This is a genomic window from Legionella sp. PC1000 (assembly GCF_014109805.1).
GTDB lineage: Bacteria > Pseudomonadota > Gammaproteobacteria > Legionellales > Legionellaceae > Legionella > Legionella resiliens.
The window spans coordinates 201,188-220,698 of the sequence record NZ_CP059400.1 but is presented as its reverse complement, the minus strand read 5'-3'; the positions used below and the strand labels follow the sequence as shown (position 1 = coordinate 220,698).

Here is a 19,511-nt window from a genome sequence, read left to right as displayed (position 1 = left end):
AAACCCGGGTTACGGCTTCGCCTAACCCAGGCTACAACTGCTCGTTAGCTCGCATTAACCATTAAACTTTTAGAGACTACTTCCGCCAAATCACGCGATAAATCCAGTTTCGCCAATTGCTCCAATTGATCTCGCATTAACGCTTGTCTGGATTTGTCATAACGTTTCCAGCGAGTAAATGGGTTCGCTAAACGCGCTGCAATTTGTGGATTAATTTTATCCAGTGTTACTAACATTTCGGCTAAGAACTGATAACCACTTCCATCTAGGGCATGAAAATTGCGTGGATTTCCCATACAAAATGCGCCGATCAGCGCACGGACTTTATTGGGGTTTTTAATACTAAAAGCAGAATGTTTTAATAATACTTTTACATGAGTCAAAGTGTCCGGTAAATCGCTGGCCGCTTGAATTGCGAACCATTTATCTAAAACCAAATCATTTTTAGACCATTGTTTATAAAAATCATCAATTGCTTGCTCTCGCAATCCCTGATTCGTGCAATTGACCAATAAAGAAAAACTGGCGATTTGATCGGTCATGGTCTGTGCCGCTATAAACTGCTGTTCACATACATCTAAAGCAGTTACTTCCTTAGCTTTCATCATAAGCCATAGACAAACATTACGTAATTTTCTACGACCGTAAGCGGGTCCATTCATCCGATGATCTTCGCTTTGCCATAACTGTTGATAAAGTGACTGGGCAGTCTCATACAAGTACCATCCTAATTGCTGGTGGAAAAAATCACGGACGTTTTCTATAGCACTTACATCCACAATTTCCAGCCTTGTAGCAATATCCTCAAACCCTGGGGGAGTCAGCAATTCCGCACGCAAATCAGCATCAAGTGAATCATCAAGCAGTACATGCTTCAATGCAGAAATTAAAGCAGAAGAAATTTGCCATGTGCTGGATGGTTGAATTAAACATTCTTTAATGCAATTGAGCACAAGATTTTGCGCTGCATCCCATTTGGCATAACCATCCGCTTCATGCCGCAATAAGAAAAGCAACTCCTCCTGAGTCAAATCATATTTTAATTTAATCGGAGCAGAAAACTCTCGTAATAATGAAACAACCGGTTTTTCACTCAAACCGGTAAAAGTAAAACTCTGCTCTGCTTCTTTTAACTCCAAAATATCGTGATCAATCGCCATCTGATGCCCATGAGCATCAAATAATGCAATACGAATAGGAATATGAAATGGCTTTTTATCCTGGCACTCAGGAGTTGGTGGACAATATTGTTGCATTTTTAAGGTCAGTTTTCCCTGCGCATACTCATTGGCAACAGTTACCTCTGGAGTACCTGCTTGGCTGTACCATCGTTTAAATTGAGTGAGCTCAACCTGATTGGCATCTTCCATTGCGGCAACGAAATCATCAATAGTGACCGCCTGACCATCATGTCGTTTAAAATATAAATCCATACCTCGTCTAAAACCCGCTTTACCTAAGAGGGTATGTTGCATGCGGATTACTTCAGCTCCCTTATTATATACTGTGGCTGTATAAAAATTATTTATTTCCTGATAAGACTCTGGCCTCACAGGATGTGCCATTGCTCCGGAATCCTCAGGAAATTGAGCGCTTCGCAATACCCTAACATCCATAATTCGGTTTACATCCCGCGAATTCATATCACGAGAAAACTCCTGATCGCGAAACACAGTTAAACCTTCTTTCAAACTTAATTGGAACCAATCACGGCAAGTAATTCGATTACCCGTCCAATTGTGAAAATATTCATGGGCAACCACACCTTCAACATCGGCAAAATCCTGATCCGTTGCTGTATCAGGGCGCGCAAGAATGTATTTGGAGTTAAAAATATTTAATCCTTTATTCTCCATAGCCCCCATATTGAAGTCGCTAACAGCTACAATCATAAAAATATCCAGATCATATTCCCGGCCATAGACTTCTTCGTCCCAACGCATGGATTTTTTCAAAGACTCCATCGCATGGCTACACTTATCTTCATTTCCTGGCTCAACATAAATACGTAAATCAATTGTACGGCCAGAACAGGTAACAAACTTATCGCTAATGCACGCTAAATCTCCAGCAACTAATGCGAATAAATACGATGGCTTTTTGAAAGGATCATTCCAAACTACCCAATGACGTCCATCATCAGTCGCGCCTGATTCGAGCAAATTTCCATTAGATAATAAAATAGGGTATTGCTTTTTATCCGCTGAGATTCGTGTGGTATAAGTTGCTAAAACATCAGGACGGTCCAGAAAATATGTAATGCGTCGGAAGCCCTCTGCCTCGCATTGGGTACAAAACAGATGATTTGAGCGGTAAAGTCCAGATAATTGTGTATTATTTTGCGGGTAAATACGCGTTACTACATTGAGTGTAAGTTCATCGGGACAATTTTCGATAACGAGTGCATCCGGTTGTAAGGTATAGGCAGATGGTTCCAGTTTTTGGCCGTTCATATGTACACTAACCAATTCCAGCTCATCGCCATATAAATGCAACGGACCGGCATGTTGACGGATTAATTTCAGCTCACTAAGTACCAAAGCATGATCATCATAGAGGTCAAAATTTAAATTCACAGCCTCTACTGTAAAAAAAGGAGGCTGGTAGTTTTTTAAATAAACGGTTGTGTCAGGCATGATCATTACATCCTATGAAAAATGCGATTAAGTTTATTGAGTTATATAAAAAATTTTCTTAGTTTAGCCTATAATGATTATAAAGGGGTAACTTCTTCGGTCAATCTTTATCAGTATTACGAAGTTAGCTGGAAATTCATTTATTGCTTTTACCAGTAAAATGCAATAAATGTAAAGAAACACAATATATCCTTCACAAGGATAAAAGGGGATGGCATATGAATACTCAAGATTTTTTAACCAGTTATACCAAACGCTTTGTAGATAACAAAGAAGAAGAGATGAGTTTGGAAGAATACCTGGAATTGTGTAAAAATGACCCTTCAGCTTATGCCAATCCAGCGGAGCGCTTGTTAATGGCCATAGGCGAGCCTGAAATGATCGATACGCGTCATGACCCTGTTTTATCAAGGATTTTTTCCAACAAAATCATCCCAAGATATACTGTATTTCAAGATTTTTATGGCATGGAAGAGCCGATTGAGCAAATCGTTGGTTTTCTAAAACATGCAGCCCAGGGCTTGGAAGAAACCAAACAAGTTCTTTATCTCTTAGGACCTGTAGGGGGTGGTAAATCGTCTATTGCTGAAAAATTAAAAGATCTAATGGAAAAAATACCCTTTTACGCCATTAAAGGTTCACCCGTATTTGAATCCCCTTTATCCTTATTTAATCCAATTGAAGATGCGGAGTTACTCCGGGAGCGTTTCGGGATTCCATCTCGATACCTACGTTATTTGATGTCACCATGGGCAGTTAAACGTTTACATGAATATAATGGGGACATTAGTCAATTTAGAGTGGTTAAAGTCAAACCCTCACGTTTAAAACAAATTGCCATTGCCAAAACAGAGCCAGGCGATGAAAACAATCAGGATATTTCTTCATTGGTAGGTAAAGTAGATATTCGTAAATTGGAAGAACATTCTCAAGATGATCCTGATGCATACAGTTATTCTGGCGGATTATGCCGAGCAAACCGCGGTCTTTTAGAGTTTGTCGAAATGTTTAAAGCACCCATTAAGGTATTGCATCCCTTATTAACAGCTACCCAGGAAGGGAATTACAATGCGACCGAAGGTTTATCCTCCATTCCATTTGAGGGAATTATTTTAGCGCATTCGAATGAATCCGAATGGCAATCATTCAGAAACAACAAAAACAATGAAGCATTTATAGACCGTATTAACATAGTCAAAGTGCCTTATTGTCTGCGCGTTTCTGAAGAAATTAAAATTTACCAAAAACTTATTGATAACAGCTCATTGACTCATGCTCAATGTGCTCCAGGCACTTTGGACATGTTAGCGCAATTTTCAGTCTTAACTCGTTTAAAAGAACCGCAAAACTCCAGCATTTATTCCAAAATGAGGGTATATAATGGAGAAAGTTTAAAAGATACTGATCCCAAAGCAAAATCATATCAGGAATATCGCGATTTTGCCGGTGTTGATGAAGGAATGAGTGGCGTGTCAACACGCTTCGCTTTCAAAATCCTTTCTAAAGTGTTTAATTTTGATCATAGTGAAGTAGCCGCAAACCCTGTACATTTAATGTATGTGTTGGAACGTCAAATCGAACAAGAGCAATTCCCACAAGAGGTGCAGGAATCCTATTTGGGCTTTATCAAAGAATATCTGGCACCCAAATATGTTGAATTTATCGGTAAAGAAATTCAAACAGCCTATTTGGAATCGTATTCTGAGTATGGCCAAAATATCTTTGACCGCTACATCACTTATGCCGACTTCTGGATCCAAGATCAGGATTATCGCGATCCAGATACCGGTGAAATTTTTGACCGAGCCTTGTTAAATCAAGAGCTTGAAAAAATAGAAAAGCCAGCGGGGATATCGAATCCAAAAGATTTTCGTAATGAAGTGGTGAATTTTGTTTTACGTGCTCGTGCGAATAACCGCGGCAAAAATCCGGTGTGGAATAGTTATGAAAAATTAAGATCAGTAATTGAGAAGAAGATGTTCACCAATACTGAGGATTTGTTGCCCGTTATCTCCTTCAATGCCAAAGCATCTGAAGACGATAAGAAAAAACATGAAGAGTTTATTTCGCGAATGGTTGAGAAAGGATATACACGCAAACAAGTACGCTTGCTTTGTGAATGGTATTTGCGGGTGCGGAAGTCACAATAATAAAAATCTTTCTCTCGCACCTATGGGAGAAAGCTAAGTACTGGTGTAGTTTGGGCGAACGCATAAATCATAGCCCGGGATCTACGGTAAATGCTTCATTGGTTAAGGTTTTACCTTAGCCCAAGCTACAAATAGGTGCAGAATAAGTTTTTATGTGGGGCTAAAATTATGTCGCAATTGATTGATAGACGACAAAACGCAGGAAAAAAAAGTACGGTTAATCGCCAACGTTTTCTTCGCCGTTACAAAAATCAGATAAAACGTGCTGTTTCCGATGCGGTTGGAAAGCGAAGTATTACCGAAATTGACCAGGGCGAACAAATCACAATTCCTGCCAAAGACATTTCTGAACCTATGTTTCATCGGGGACAAGGTGGGCACATAGAACGTATATTACCAGGAAATGATAACTTTGTTGCTGGCGATAGGATAAGAAGACCCAGTGGAGGCTCGGGAGGCGGAGGGGATGGCTCAGAGGCCAGCGATAGCGGCGAAGGCGAAGATAATTTTGTTTTTGAATTATCTCGGGAAGAGTTTTTGGATCTGTACTTTGAAGACTTGGAATTACCGGATTTGGTGAAAAAGGAATTGGCGCGCATTAGCACCTTCAAAACGGTAAGAGCTGGAGTGACTACGAGCGGCATTCCTAATAATATTAATGTTCTTCGCTCAATGAAACAAGCAACCGGGCGCCGAGTTGCTTTGGCCTCACCCAACAAAAGACGATTAAAAGAAGCTGAAGAAGAGTTAGAGCAACTGCAAGCCCAACCTGTTCCAGATGCCGAAGCCCTGAAAAACGTGCAAAAAAAGATTGAGCATCTAAAGAAGAGAATACAAACGGTACCGTTTATCGATACCATTGATCTACGTTATAACTTTCGCGTTCGTGTTCCTTCACCTTCCACACAAGCAGTCATGTTCTGTGTTATGGACGTCTCAGGTTCAATGGATGAGGCTAAAAAAGACATTGCAAAACGTTTCTTTATCTTGCTTTATATGTTTCTCACCAAAAATTATGAAAAAATTGATCTGGTATTTATCCGGCACCATACTTCGGCTAAGGAAGTGAATGAAGAGGAGTTTTTTTACTCTCGTGAAACCGGGGGCACCGTGGTTTCCAGCGCCTTGGAACTTCTGAGTACCATTATCGAAAACCGCTATCCACCAGAAGCTTGGAATATCTATGTGGCGCAAGCATCAGATGGGGATAACTGGAATGCGGATTCACCTTATTGTCAGGAGCTGCTGCAAGATAAAATCATGCCTTTATTACAATATTTTGCTTACATTGAAATCATGCCGCGTCATCATCAAAGTTTATGGGAAGTCTATCAACTGGTAAAAGAGCGCTATCCTAATTTTGCTATGGAAAATATTGATACAGTGGCGGATATATATCCCGTTTTTCATGAGCTATTTAAAAGGAAAACTGCATGAAAAAGAAGAAGCCATTATCCACGGGTGCAGAATGGACCTTTGAATTAATTCAAGACTATGATCGTGAAATTGCACGCATCGCCAAAGATTTTAAGTTAGATACTTATCCTAACCAAATAGAGGTCATTACCGCAGAACAAATGATGGATGCTTATGCTTCAGTAGGTATGCCTATAGGTTATCATCATTGGTCTTTTGGCAAACATTTTGTCGGTGTTGAAAAAAGTTATAAACGTGGACAAATGGGCTTAGCCTATGAATTAGTTATTAATTCAAACCCTTGCATTTCCTACCTCATGGAAGAAAATACCATGGCCATGCAAGCCTTAGTGATTGCTCATGCCTGTTATGGTCATAACTCATTTTTTAAAAATAATTATTTATTTAAAATGTGGACCTCTGCTGATGCCATCATTGATTATTTAGTATTTGCACGAAAATATATCAGTGATTGCGAACAACGCTATGGCATCAATGAAGTAGAAGCCGTTCTGGACGCGTGTCATGCGCTGATGAACTACGGAGTAGATCGCTATAAACATCCTACCCCTTTATCCATACAGGAAGAAAAAATTCGCCAACAAAACCGCGAAATTTATATGCAATCTCAAGTCAATGAATTATGGCGGACCATTCCACAAAGCAGACATGTTACTGAAGAAGCTAAGAATAAACGTTTCCCGGATGAGCCGCAAGAAAATATTTTATACTTTATTGAGAAAAATGCACCTTTATTAGAACCTTGGCAACGAGAAATCGTACGTATCGTACGTAAAATGGCTCAATATTTTTATCCTCAAGGTCAAACTAAGGTAATGAATGAAGGATGGGCGTGCTTTTGGCACTATACCCTTTTGCATGCACTGTACGATGAGGGCTTGGTTACCGATGAATTTATGCTCGAAATCTTGCAAAGCCATACCAACGTCATCATGCAACTACCTTATAATAGTCCCTATTATAGTGGTATTAATCCCTATACCCTGGGATATCATATGATGCAAGACATCAAGAGGATTTGTGAAAACCCTACCGACGAAGATAAAGCATGGTTTCCTTATTTAGCCAATACAGATTGGTTAAGCAGTCTGGATAACGCAATGCGTCATTTCAAAGATGAAAGTTTTATTGCCCAATATTTATCACCTAAATTAATTCGTGATTTAAAATTATTTCATATCGTAGACGACGATCGCAGCCCCGATCTTTACATCAATGCAATTCATAATGAATCAGGATATCAAAAAATAAGAGAAGCATTGTCAAGACAATATAATCTAGGTTATTTGGAACCTGATATTCAAATTTATTCGGTTGACTTACAAGGTGATCGCTCAATGACTTTACGGTACACCCAACAAAATAGAGTACCTTTGGGTCAAACCACAGTCGATGTTTTGAAACATCTCTATTTTTTATGGAAATTTCCTATCGTTTTACACGCAGTAAACTCCGAAAATGAGATCACTGAAGAATATCATTGTCCGCCTTTGGCTCACAGCCAAAATTAAATTCATGTATTTTCGCTTGCATACACTCGAACGGTTGGATTTGAGTGCAGGTTGTGTACTTATGACCTCCTTGTTGCACATCGATACATGTAGCTGGGTGAAGCGAAGCGGAACCCGGGTTATGGAAGAAATGGATATTTATCCAAAAACGGGGTTACGGATTCGCCCTACACCCCGATCACACTATTTTATTGGCTTATCTTCTTCAATAATGGCAGTACTTGCATACACTTTAACAGCACCTTCCGCATAGGGGTCCAGGTTAAACACTGTACCAAAAACTTTGGCTGCTACCTCGTTTGTATTGAGATACCAATCACTAATATCGTCAGAATAATATTGAATAACCTTAGGCTTAAAAAGTGCATATGCCGCACCGGCCTGCTGTCTTGTGCCAAGTCTTGCTTTCAAAAAATATTTATTCCCTTTAAGCGCCAGATTCAATAGTTCTACTGTTTCTTTGAGGGTGCTGGGAACAATTGCTTCCGCTGGAATTGAATCAATTGAGTACACTTTTACTGTAACAGCAAGATTATCACCGAAATCATGAACCCGATTAATAAAAGAGGCTAACGCGCGTGCTTTATCCTCATCACATACCGTAATTTTGATTTCCATTTCCAGTCCATCGCCAGTCAAATCCCCTACATGCACACAAGGATCGGCGTTCAAGGTAGCGCTCAACTGATTTTTCAATAAATACCAGGGGGGGAGAAGCATCTTGTTCCCTGCATGGGCAATTGAAGTCACGCTGCTTAACATAAAACAAATAAATAGACCTAGAAATAACCCTGCTTTTTGATTCATGTGATTTTCCGTATTATTTAAAAGAAAAAAATGCCTCCATAAACTAAGAGGCATTTGGAAATTACTCTAACGCCATTTCAATAGCAAAGGCCAAGGCCAATTTAGAGAAGTTGGTCATATGTTCCAGGCTCAATCTGTCCATAGTATCTTTAGAACTATGAATGTAAGGGTTGTGATCTTCAAAATTAGACTCACATGGGAATGCTGCAGGAATACCTACTTCATCCCATGAAGCATGATCACTGCAACCATAGCCACATTCTGAATACGCAACCGGAACCTGCACATAATTACTAATTAATTCTGCTACGAAATTACTTAAACTCTCGTCTGTATAATCGGTAAATACCCACATTGTTGGATCCTTAGGATTCACGCGATAGCCTGTCATATCAAACTGAATGGCAGCTTTTACCGGAATCGAGTTATCCATAAAATGCTCAACAACATACTGAGAGCCTACTAAACCTCGTTCTTCAGCGGCATACCAAATAATATAAATTGGACGCTTAAACGTTGTTTTGGAAGATAACAAAATTCGCGCCATTTCCATAATCGATGAAGAACCGCTTCCATCATCCCCAGCACCTGGCATGCGTCCATCAAGCGTATCCATATGTGCTCCAATTACTACTGCAGGCGCATTGATGTCTTTGCCAATGACCGTTACTAACGAAGGCTGCTTATAATAACTACCTGTTTTTACGAAAAAGGTTGCTGTATCAGTACGACCACTTGCAGCAGCCATGTCATCGAAAGTTTTTTTCAACCATTTTGCCGCATCTACCCCTGTATCTTTGGTAGCTGAACGATTATGGAATGAAGTAAGTTGCGTCAAAGTGTTCCAAATATTATCGGGAACCACATTCTGTAATGCCTCATTGACTTCATCTTGATGTTTCAGCTCATATACAGTGCTTTTGGGTTGGGCCGCTTTAACTGTTTTTCTCTGCAGGATTCTTTGCGCAGATTGTTTTTTTGCCGGGAGCAAAGAACCGAGTATGTGGTGGCTGACATTCACAAAACGACCGCAATTTACTTGATCTGCCAGATGACTTAGAGCATCCACATCTGCTGCGGGAATATCAATAATTTTAAATTGTTTATTTTCTGCCAAAACCTCATAGGGAGTAGCAATTTTCGTTGCAAGACATTGAGGTACTTGCAACTGCTCATGAACAGGGGAACTGGTCGCCAGAACATTCGTACTAGCAAGCAAAGAGCCCACTGCGATATAGGTCATCCATTGATTCAAACGCATTTCTACTCCTAGGTTAAATTAAATTCGAAACGTATTCACCTCGTAAAACTCACTTTACCTAAATTCTGCAGTTGGATCTACTGTTTAATTTAAGTTTTATTCAATAAAAAAATAACCACATGCCTTTTTTTTGGTCTTTTTGCTATTGATAATCATTTTCATTTGCGATAAAGTTTGAACCCCAATCCATTCGTTGAGCAAATAAATGGCAGCAAATAAGAAAAGGTTCAAAAAAATTCCTCGTTATATTGCTCTAGGGTCTCTTACAGTAGGCGCTAGTTTAATTCTTGGCTTTCTAAGTTTTGGTGGGATGTATGCATTGTATCCTATCTTACCTTTAGCATTTGCTGCTTTTGGCCTCTCTGTAGCCTATGAGGGTGAAGTTTACTTACAAAATATTAAAGGAGCTTTTAAAAAAATATTTAAAAGCAATTACTTAGAGAATCACCTGGCTAAAGAATATTTGCTGGAACATTTCCCCCAGAATACTGATTCTGAAAATTGTCCTCAATTTTTTAAAGATTATGAAGCCCAACTTAATCTTCTGAAGGACTTTAACCACAAACAACTTAATAAAGAAAGCAAAAAGCGTAAAAAGCAAATAGAAAAAACGCTGACGGACATGGAAAAATGGTTCGCTTTGCAATTATTTGCAACTAAAAAAAAGCACAAGGGTGAAGCAGAAGAAGAACTATCCAAATATACAAAATACTTAAGGGATTGGCTTGAAGATAATGGACAAAAGAAGTGGCAAGAGCGCTTAGAAGAACGTCAATCAACATTTAATTTTGTTAAAGGTTTCAGTCTGGTTGCTGGCGTGTTCATGGGGCTTGGTAGTACCTACCTCATTGTGGAAGCGTTTAGCGTCATTCCTTTAATGGCCGCCATTCCCTTTGCTTTTTGGCCCATCCTCATTGTTCCCATGGCAGTAGTTGCTGGAGCTGCTTATGGTATGTTGACATACAATACGATCACCGATCTCATCAACAATGACACCATTAAAAAGTGGTACACCAAGCTCAAAAATGACTTAAGTCAAGACATAACACCGCGCAATGTATTGATGACGCTCACTGCCGTATTTTTAGTAGGCTTAGCAATCGCACTTACTGTGTGTACTGCAGGTACTTGGTGGACTGTGGCAACCAGCGCTCGTCCTTTATTTGAATGGATGAAAAGAATACCCAGTTTTGTTATGGGGATTATCAATCCCATCATCACTGGATTATCCGCGATATCGTTTAATATCCAAAACTCTTCTGAATCTCTTGAAATGGTCTATGAGGCCACTGATCCCAAGGCCAATACCGAGAATATAGTTCAACGCACCTACAAAGCCATTACCGATGGGCTCACTCATGTATGGAATACTGAAAATTGGCTGCAGATGATTAACCCATTCCGTATTCTGTTAAAATTAACGGTTACCCCATTACGTATTCTGCTTTTTCTTGGTCATTTAGTAAGCGTTGCCCTGACCTCAGATCGTATGCCTGGGGTGCCTCAAATAATAGCTGCTCTAGTAGCAATTATCAGCGAGGGCTTCGAAGATGCGCACTATTTCATTGGATCCAGTAGCAAAACAAAAACATTATTGGAAGAACGTTTGGGTTCTGAAGAAGAGCATAATGAAGACATTCCATCCCAGCTTCTCAAATGGATAGCTTCACCTTTATACTTCCTTGCAGCCGCTTGGGATTGCCTGGCTAGTAAAAAGAATTCAGTCCCCGGTGATGAAACCACTGTTCAACCCCGAAAACTTTCTTTGAAACAAGCATGGAATAAACAACTGAGCATACCTGAAGAAGAAGAGGTAGCATTAGCGAAAGACGCAATACATCCATCAAAAGCATGGAATGTGGAGCATGCTGTTTCTCTAATTGAAAAATATGAACGAAAACACCTTGATGCGGTCTGGTTTGGCGAGGAAATAGCAGATGCCAAAAAAGTAGAACTAAAGCAATTAAAAACCAAAGTTCGCGAAACCATTCCTAATGATTCTTCAGTGAATGATGTACTTACAGAAGCAAGAAATAATGCGGTCTATAATCGACATCGTTTATTTGCTATGCACGATGATGAGCCAACTACAACCCAAGAATTTATTGAAGCATTACCTGAACGCGTTAATGCAATTTAATAAGCACTTTATTGATAAGTAATATCTCCCCATCCCTATTTACTAAGCGAATAGGGATGCATCACTTGAAAAACGTTAATTCAATTTCCCCAAAAAAATCGTCGACACAAACATAGAGGACGGCAGGAGTAGTTTTCGGTGTCTAATCACTATTTTCTATGAAAATAAGCATGGTACAACATTGATAATACCTCTATAAATTTCAATTTTGCGATTCGAATAAATGAATGGTCCTCTATATTTTGAACAAAGCTTTTTTGCGGGTAAACTGAGATAAGTTTTCTCTCCATGCAAATATTTTTTGGTTATAAGAAACAATAGCTAAATTATTAGAGCATAAAATTTTTGTGTATATACCATTGCAATATGATTATAGAAATATTCGCCCCCATAGAAGATCTTGGAGGAATAATTGAAAAAAATACTGTTCCATACTATAGCTTTATTTTTTCTGTTTAGTAGTATCTGCGGTGCACAACAACGCGATATTTCAATTACAATTGATGACTTACCTCTTATTGAACTTCCCTTTGAGATGTTTGAAAATATCGTTCATAGTTTCGTGAAACATCAAGTTCCTGCAATCGGTTTTGTCATTGGTAGCCGAGTCAATAATGAAACCATACAACAATTTCTGTTATTTAAGCAAAATGGATTGGCGTTAGGCAACCATACTTATTCTCATTTGAATTTAAAACGTGTTTCGTGTGAAGAATACATCAATGATATTATTAAGGCAGATAAAGTTCTTTCGCCGTTTATGTCTCAGCCAAAATTTTTTCGTTACCCCTATCTTTCTGAAGGAACATTATGGAGAAAAAGTATTGTTCGACATTATTTGAGTAATAATGGCTACATTGTCGCTCCAGTCACCATTGATAGTAGAGATTTTGAATTTAATATAGAATTGATAATGCAAATAGGACAAAATCCAAATGCATCATTAACTGATTTAAAGAAGCGTTATCTCGAATATGTTTGGCAACGCACATTAACTGCTGAAAGAAATACCCCCGGAAAACAAATCTTACTTCTGCATGTCAATTTGCTGAATGCTTATTTCTTAGATGATTTGCTGCAAATGTTTGAAGACCATGGCTATCATTTTATTTCGCTTAATGACGCATTAAAGCGTAATGAATGATTGTAGCGATTTTTTAAATTGAAGACTTTATTTATATTTCACAATCTTGAGTTAAAATGACCTGATCACTTTGCAGCAATAATTCCCGGGCATGAGAGCGCGTTTGCTCAGTTATTGTTAATCCTCCAAGCATGCGTGCTATTTCATCAATTTTTTCAGCAGGCTGCAGTAAGGAAATATGGGTAAAAGTCTCTTGATTGTTACTTCGCTTTTCAACCATAAAATGGTTATTAGCAGCAGCAGCAACCTGAGGTTGGTGCGTTACACAAAATACTTGCAAACGCTCCCCCAACTTACGAAGCATTTGCCCTACGAGGGCTGCGGTAGCCCCACCAATACCTACATCCACTTCATCGAACAATAGAGTAGGTGTTGTACCCTGTTGGGCAGTAATCATCTGAATGGACAAGCTAATTCGCGAAAGCTCACCGCCTGACGCCACTTTATTTAATGAATCAAGCTCCATACCTGGGTTGGTACACACCTTATATTCCACTTTATCCATTCCATGGGGGTGCATTTTTTCGAGAGGAGATAGTTCAATTTCCACCCACCCTTTAGGCATACCAAGTTGTTGGATACTTGCTGTGATTTCTTTTGCCAGTTTTTTTGCCTGTATTTTTCGTATCTCTCGCAATTTAAGAGCAGCGGTTTCATAGGTTGCAATCAATTGACCCTGCTGTACTTTTAATTGAGCTAATCGGCTTTCACTGTCGTGCAGATTGTCTCGTTCTTTTTGCAAATTTTGAGCATGCTCATGAAGTTTGCTGCTATCGATATGGTATTTTCGAGCAAGTTGATGTATCGCACTCATACGCGTTTCTATTTCATGCAAACGCTCTGGGTCCAAATGAACACGCTCTGCAAATTGCTGCATTTCATCAATTGCTTCTTCACACTGAATCAGCGCACCATTGATTAATTCAAAAGTATTTTTAATTTGAGATTGTTCTTGCGGCAATTGACCCAGTAAATGCAAAATCTGATTTAAGCTGGTACAAATATTGGGCTCATCCTCAGAATTTAATAAGCCATGTATTTGTTGACTTTTTTGCAAATACTCTCTTGCATGATGTAACATTTGATGTTCTTGATACAAAGTTTCAATTTCATTTTCATGCAGATTTAACGCGGATAATTCTTCAATTTGAAATTGCAATAATGCGATTCTGTCTTCTTGTTGTTCCTGGCTCTGTAATACATCAATTTCCTGTTGAATTTTCTGACATTGTTTATAGGCCCGAGCAACCTCATCAAGTAACGCATGATTCTTGCCATATTGATCCAATTGTTGACGATGCGTTACATGCTGCATCAGTGTTTGATGTTGATGCTGTCCGTGAATATGGACCAGTTTTTCGCTTAATTCTTTTATTTTTTGTAATGGGAATGGTTGGCCATTAATATAAGATTTGGAGCGACCTTCTGCATATATCACCCGTCGCAAATATATCTCGCCATCATCACAAGGAATATCGTGTTCTGCTAACCATTGCGCAGGTTCAGATCCCTGACCGACAAAAAATCCGGCGGTGATGTCACATTTTTCTTGGCCAGGCCGGATAACCGAACCATCTGCTCTATCACCTAAAGCCAGCATAAGGGCATCGATCATAATCGATTTACCCGCTCCTGTCTCACCAGTAAAGGCAGTCATACCCTGAGTAAAATCTAACTCCAGGTGTTGCACAATCGCAAACTGTTCAATGCACAAAGTTGTGAGCATGTTCTATCCTATCCTTGATGTTTGGATTCCCAACCAAGTTTTGATCTTAATGTATCATAATAATGATAATCCAGAGGATGTAACAGACGTAATTGATGACCATTTTTTTGCACAGTAACTTTTTGTCCCGGCTTGACCATTCTGGATTCATGACCATCACAACTTATTCGTAAATCCGATTCATTGAACTGACTGATATGCAGCTCAATTTTAGCTTCTCCATCAATAACCAATGGACGTGAGCTTAAGCTATGCGAAAACATAGGCACAAGAACAATTGCATTTAATTGAGGATGCATGATAGGTCCACCCGCAGATAAAGCATAGGCAGTAGATCCGGTAGGAGTCGATAAAATCATGCCATCAGAGCGATAATGACTCACTAATTGTCGATTGACGTATACTGAAAACTCAATAAGATGCGTTTCCTTCCCTCGTCCTAATACCACATCGTTGAGCGCATCACCTTCAAAATAAGTATGATCTTCATCGTAAATGCGAGTATGTAAAAGGAAGCGCTGCTCTTCTTCATAATCGCCACGTAGTACAGCGCTCAATTGCGTTTCCAGCTCATGAGGAAGAATATCGGTGAGGAATCCCAAACGCCCTCGGTTAATTCCAATGACCGGGGTGTCTACTTGAATCGCCATACGTGCTGCAGAGAGCAAACTCCCATCACCCCCAACCACAATGATCAAATCATTTTTTTTACCCATACTCTCTCTGGATAATACGGGAATTTTTACATCAAATCCTGCCGACGTATCTTCATCTTGATAGATCTGCACTTCTTGTTTTTCAAGAAAATCGACCAAACGGTATAAACTTTCATTTACCCCTTGATTTGCCCTGTGCTGGCGCGCATACAAGATGATCCGTTTGAATTTAACTTTATTCTTCAATGTTTGCTGTTCTTGATGCTTTTTTTCTTTCATGTTCTTTCAATGATTTTTTTCTTAATCGAATCGAATCAGGAGTTACTTCAACCAACTCATCATCATCAATAAATTCCAACGCCTGCTCCAAAGTGAGTTTTACAGCAGGAGTTAATATAATGTTTTCGTCAGAACCTGAAGCACGGATATTGGTTAATTGCTTTTCTTTAGTCACATTCACAACTAAATCATTATCGCGAGCATGAATTCCAACAATCATCCCTTCATAACACACTGCTTGCGGTTCAACAAATAACCTACCACGATCCTGCAAGTTAAACAAAGCAAAAGCACGAGCCATACCCTGACAATTAGCAATCAGTACCCCGTTTGCCCGCTTACCTATTCGTCCTTTAATTGCCGGACCATAATGATCATAAACATGATACATTAAACCGGTACCTGAGGTAGAAGACAAAAATTCATTATGAAAACCAATCAGGCCTCGGGTAGGAATCATATAGTCAAGACGTACTCTTCCTTTGCCATCGGGAACCATATTTTGCATTTCCCCGCGACGCTCACCCAATTTTTCCATAATAGTGCCCTGGTGATTTTCTTCCACATCAACAGTCAAATGCTCATAAGGCTCTTGTTGCTCACCATCGACTTCGCGAATAATCACTTCAGGTTTGCTGATCGCTAATTCATAGCCTTCTCGACGCATGGTCTCAATTAAAATGGATAAATGGAGCTCCCCGCGTCCAGAAACTCGGAATTTATCGGGATCCTCACAATCTTCAACACGTAAAGCAACATTATGTAATAATTCTGTTTCCAGACGCTCACGAATTTTTCGCGAGGTCACAAATTTTCCTTCCTGACCGGCAAAAGGTGAGTCGTTGACTTGAAAGGTCATACTAATTGTCGGTTCATCCACCGAAAGTACAGGTAATGCTTCAACAACATTAGGATCACAAATCGTATCCGAAATTTTAATGCCTTCAATACCGGTAATCGCAATAATATTACCCGCACTCGCCTCTTCAATCTCGACGCGTTCAAGGCCTTTAAAACCTAATAATTGCAATAATCGACCCGTGCGAATATTACCCTCTTTATCTATAATCTTGACGGCAGATTTTGCTCTAATTTGTCCGCGAGTGATTCGACCAATTCCAATAGTACCAACATAGGATGAGTAGTCCAAAGAACTGATTTGCATCTGGAAAGGACCATTCGCATCCACTTTTGGTGCTTCAACTTCATCAATAATTGTTTGCAATAAAGCACTCATATCTGTAGCTTCATCTTCCAAATTCAACTTGGCATAGCCATTTAATGCAGAAGTATAGACCACAGGAAAATCCAATTGTGCATCAGTTGCACCCAAATTATCAAAAAGATCAAATACTTGATCCATAACCCAATGAGGTCTTGCTCCGGGGCGATCAATTTTATTTATCACAACAATAGGATGTAATCCACGAGCAAATGCCTTTTGGGTTACAAAACGTGTTTGTGGCATAGGTCCATCAACTGCATCCACCAGCAGCAATACACTATCAACCATCGATAAAATACGCTCTACTTCGCCACCGAAATCAGCATGTCCTGGGGTATCAACAATATTAATTTGATGATTTTTCCAATAAACACAGGTATTTTTGGCGAGAATAGTAATGCCACGTTCTTTTTCTAAAGCATTGGAATCCATCACGCGTTCAACTTTAGGCGCTCTCTCATTTAAAGTACCTGTTTGTTGGAGTAATTTATCTACTAGCGTGGTTTTACCATGGTCGACGTGGGCGATAATGGCGATATTGCGAATCTGATCAATCATAAATAACCTTTGAAGGAAAAAGCAGAGTATTTGTACATAGATTTGACATTATACATCAATAAACAGCTAAAACCTATCTGCTTCGTGTATTTTAGTATAGCAAAACTTCAATTGCAGCAGATCCAGTCTGAGGGTGGCACAGCAAACTTCGGCCTCAACTGGTGAATGTATCTATTTTTTGGATATAAAATAACCTTTTTTTGTCTACCTGCAGTGCTGTGATTTTGTATCAACTTTGGATAGCTATCCTGAAACGGACTCAGCGGTGCAAGGTGTTGACTACAAGATATTTTTTTAGCTGCTAAAATAATAGTGAGGGGTTAAAAATAGGGAGTAACTATGAAACAACTAATTTTACATCCCACTGACATTAGCCAATGGCATGCATTAGTTAATGAGGCGCAAGCTGCAACCCAGCTGATGTTAACGGAAAATACTGAAAGTTATTTAGTATTTTTATTAATGCGCTTTTCCCAAGGGCCTAAACTCATTGAATCTATCGTTGCACTCGATTTTCTTGAATCAATGCATAGGCCAAAAACATTGCAAATGGAATTATTACGCGATGTAGGGGATAAAAGCTTGCTCTTTTGTGGACTATTTCCAGGAATTGCCAAGAGACGCCATGTCAGTCTTGATTATTTTTCTGAAATGGGACAAGCAGCTTATTTAACAATCGGAGAGTTAGAAGGAAAGCATACAGCGGATCTCTACATTCAACTCAGCGAACAATTTCTTACATTAAGACAAGTATTACAAGCAATGCGTGGGGAATGTGTAGAACTCATTCAATCCAACCAGGAAATCTTATCTTCTATAAAATTTACATTGCAATAAATAACTTGTTATAACCTGGGTTACCGTAGTGGAGCGGATAATGCTCCTCAGGTTATGGCTTTTGCCTATACCCAGGGATTACTGGTTCTCATCCTTTATGAAATAGCATCGTTACATCAATAGGATCAAAAGTATATTTCTTATTGCAAAAATCACACTGAATCGCCACTTCACCTTGCTCCTTTAATAATTCTTTTGCCTCTTCCTCACCTAAAACGGCTAACACTTGCTTCATTTTTTCTAAACTGCAACGGCACTTAAATTGGGTTTTACGGCTATCAAATATTCTGAGTTCCGTTTCATGATAAAGGCGGTAAAGTAATGTTTCATTATCTAAAGTGAGTAACTCATGGCCACTTACCGTTTGTCCTAAGTGTACGGCATACTCCCAAAATTGCTCTCTTTGTACCGTATCTTGACCAGGCATTAACTGCAGTAACATTCCGGCTGCAGCATAATCATTCACTGCCAACCAAACTTGAGTGGATACTTGCTCGGATTGAGCAAAATAGTTCATTAAATTCTCACTCATGGATGTTGATTGAATTGGAACCATACTTTGATATGAGTTTGTTTGATTGTATTGGTTAATGGTAATAACCATCTGTCCTTTGAGAAAAGCAGAAGCGTATTCTTCAGTTTCCAGATTTTCAATAAATTGGGCAAACCCTCTTACATTAAACTCATGATCACATTGTACTAATAATAAAGGAAGTCGTTTATCGCCTTGAAATTGTAAATTTAAACTGCCTTGAAATTTAATAGTGGATGCCAAAAGCAGACAAGAAACTATAGCTTCTCCCAACAAATTTTTAACCATTGGCGGGTAGTTCCGCTGGTTCATAATGGCTTGGTAAGTATGTTCGATATGAACAATTTCACCGCGAATGTTGGCGTGTTCAAAAATAAAGCGTTGAAGGGTATCAGATTCTTTCATAATGGACTCAATATAAAATTACAGCAAAACCAAGGACTGTTTCCATGTCGCTCGCTTGAGTCAAAATAGTTTGATTTTTGAGCACCGAAGCGCAGTATACATAATGTATGTGGGTATCGGAGCCTAAAAAATCAGGACAGTTTGACCTAGATAGCAGACATAGAAACAGCCCCCAAAGCAAATCTCGTGGCGCGTAAAGTATAACAT

13 protein-coding genes are annotated in these 19,511 nt (G+C 39.2%); 6 read left to right on the top strand and 7 right to left on the bottom strand.

Features of this window, described 5'->3' with window-relative positions:
• Positions 1–44: 44 nt before the first annotated feature.
• Positions 45–2,636, bottom strand: a complete 2,592-nt coding sequence (gene pepN, locus FOLKNPGA_RS00975) for an aminopeptidase N (protein WP_182351341.1) — start codon at positions 2,634–2,636, stop codon at positions 45–47.
• 218 nt (positions 2,637–2,854) lie between these two features.
• Here pepN and FOLKNPGA_RS00970 point away from each other — a divergent pair, with 218 nt between their 5' ends.
• From FOLKNPGA_RS00970 to FOLKNPGA_RS00960, 3 genes are all read left to right on the top strand, one after another.
• Positions 2,855–4,786 carry a PrkA family serine protein kinase gene (locus FOLKNPGA_RS00970; RefSeq protein ID WP_182351340.1) on the top strand — a complete coding sequence of 644 codons (1,932 nt, stop codon included), beginning with the start codon at positions 2,855–2,857 and terminating at the stop codon, positions 4,784–4,786.
• Between the two features lie 168 nt (positions 4,787–4,954).
• Positions 4,955–6,223, top strand: coding sequence for a YeaH/YhbH family protein (locus tag FOLKNPGA_RS00965; RefSeq protein ID WP_182351339.1), 1,269 nt, complete (start codon positions 4,955–4,957; stop codon positions 6,221–6,223).
• Entirely contained in the window at positions 6,220–7,734 is a 1,515-nt protein-coding gene (locus tag FOLKNPGA_RS00960) for a SpoVR family protein (protein WP_182351338.1), read from the top strand. The genes FOLKNPGA_RS00965 and FOLKNPGA_RS00960 overlap by 4 nt, the downstream gene beginning before the upstream one ends.
• 183 nt (positions 7,735–7,917) lie before the next feature.
• Here the strand turns inward: FOLKNPGA_RS00960 and FOLKNPGA_RS00955 are convergent, their stop codons facing one another.
• Together FOLKNPGA_RS00955 and lapA are read right to left on the bottom strand one after the other, a co-directional pair.
• A complete protein-coding gene (locus tag FOLKNPGA_RS00955) occupies positions 7,918–8,541 on the bottom strand; it encodes a group-specific protein (protein ID WP_182351337.1) in 624 nt (207 codons plus the stop codon).
• 61 nt (positions 8,542–8,602) lie between these two features.
• Positions 8,603–9,802: an aminopeptidase LapA gene (lapA, locus tag FOLKNPGA_RS00950; protein ID WP_182351336.1), complete on the bottom strand. Its 1,200-nt coding sequence runs from the start codon at positions 9,800–9,802 to the stop codon at positions 8,603–8,605.
• A gap of 205 nt (positions 9,803–10,007) precedes the next feature.
• On the opposite strand from lapA, the gene FOLKNPGA_RS00945 reads away from it, so the two are divergent.
• The gene (locus tag FOLKNPGA_RS00945; protein WP_182351335.1) at positions 10,008–11,942 is read left to right on the top strand and encodes a hypothetical protein; all 1,935 of its coding nucleotides are present in this window, start codon (positions 10,008–10,010) and stop codon (positions 11,940–11,942) included.
• 412 nt (positions 11,943–12,354) lie between these two features.
• Positions 12,355–13,086: a polysaccharide deacetylase family protein gene (locus tag FOLKNPGA_RS00940; RefSeq protein ID WP_182351334.1), complete on the top strand. Its 732-nt coding sequence runs from the start codon at positions 12,355–12,357 to the stop codon at positions 13,084–13,086.
• Positions 13,087–13,117: 31 nt separating this feature from the next.
• Here the strand turns inward: FOLKNPGA_RS00940 and recN are convergent, their stop codons facing one another.
• From recN to typA, 3 genes are read right to left on the bottom strand one after another with little or no spacing between them, the layout of a single operon-like run.
• Entirely contained in the window at positions 13,118–14,812 is a 1,695-nt protein-coding gene (recN, locus tag FOLKNPGA_RS00935) for a DNA repair protein RecN (RefSeq protein ID WP_182351333.1), read from the bottom strand.
• Between the two features lie 8 nt (positions 14,813–14,820).
• A complete protein-coding gene (locus tag FOLKNPGA_RS00930) occupies positions 14,821–15,747 on the bottom strand; it encodes an NAD(+) kinase (protein WP_182351332.1) in 927 nt (308 codons plus the stop codon).
• Positions 15,704–17,530: a translational GTPase TypA gene (typA, locus tag FOLKNPGA_RS00925; protein WP_182351331.1), complete on the bottom strand. Its 1,827-nt coding sequence runs from the start codon at positions 17,528–17,530 to the stop codon at positions 15,704–15,706. Before typA ends, FOLKNPGA_RS00930 begins: the two co-directional genes overlap by 44 nt.
• Positions 17,531–17,869: 339 nt before the next feature.
• Here typA and FOLKNPGA_RS00920 point away from each other — a divergent pair, with 339 nt between their 5' ends.
• Entirely contained in the window at positions 17,870–18,367 is a 498-nt protein-coding gene (locus FOLKNPGA_RS00920) for a hypothetical protein (protein ID WP_182351330.1), read from the top strand.
• 88 nt (positions 18,368–18,455) lie between these two features.
• Here the strand turns inward: FOLKNPGA_RS00920 and hslO are convergent, their stop codons facing one another.
• Positions 18,456–19,304: an Hsp33 family molecular chaperone HslO gene (hslO, locus tag FOLKNPGA_RS00915; RefSeq protein ID WP_182351329.1), complete on the bottom strand. Its 849-nt coding sequence runs from the start codon at positions 19,302–19,304 to the stop codon at positions 18,456–18,458.
• Positions 19,305–19,511 lie beyond the last annotated feature (207 nt).

Bases quoted from the DNA above. Each gene is read 5' to 3' on its own strand.
- pepN (WP_182351341.1), bottom strand. From the start codon at position 2,636: ATGCCTGACACAACCGTTTATTTAAAAAACTACCAGCCTCCTTTTTTT.
- FOLKNPGA_RS00970 (WP_182351340.1), top strand. From the start codon at position 2,855: ATGAATACTCAAGATTTTTTAACCAGTTATACCAAACGCTTTGTAGAT.
- FOLKNPGA_RS00965 (WP_182351339.1), top strand. From the start codon at position 4,955: ATGTCGCAATTGATTGATAGACGACAAAACGCAGGAAAAAAAAGTACG.
- FOLKNPGA_RS00960 (WP_182351338.1), top strand. From the start codon at position 6,220: ATGAAAAAGAAGAAGCCATTATCCACGGGTGCAGAATGGACCTTTGAA.
- FOLKNPGA_RS00955 (WP_182351337.1), bottom strand. From the start codon at position 8,541: ATGAATCAAAAAGCAGGGTTATTTCTAGGTCTATTTATTTGTTTTATG.
- lapA (WP_182351336.1), bottom strand. From the start codon at position 9,802: ATGCGTTTGAATCAATGGATGACCTATATCGCAGTGGGCTCTTTGCTT.
- FOLKNPGA_RS00945 (WP_182351335.1), top strand. From the start codon at position 10,008: ATGGCAGCAAATAAGAAAAGGTTCAAAAAAATTCCTCGTTATATTGCT.
- recN (WP_182351333.1), bottom strand. From the start codon at position 14,812: ATGCTCACAACTTTGTGCATTGAACAGTTTGCGATTGTGCAACACCTG.
- FOLKNPGA_RS00930 (WP_182351332.1), bottom strand. From the start codon at position 15,747: ATGAAAGAAAAAAAGCATCAAGAACAGCAAACATTGAAGAATAAAGTT.
- typA (WP_182351331.1), bottom strand. From the start codon at position 17,530: ATGATTGATCAGATTCGCAATATCGCCATTATCGCCCACGTCGACCAT.
- FOLKNPGA_RS00920 (WP_182351330.1), top strand. From the start codon at position 17,870: ATGAAACAACTAATTTTACATCCCACTGACATTAGCCAATGGCATGCA.
- hslO (WP_182351329.1), bottom strand. From the start codon at position 19,304: ATGAAAGAATCTGATACCCTTCAACGCTTTATTTTTGAACACGCCAAC.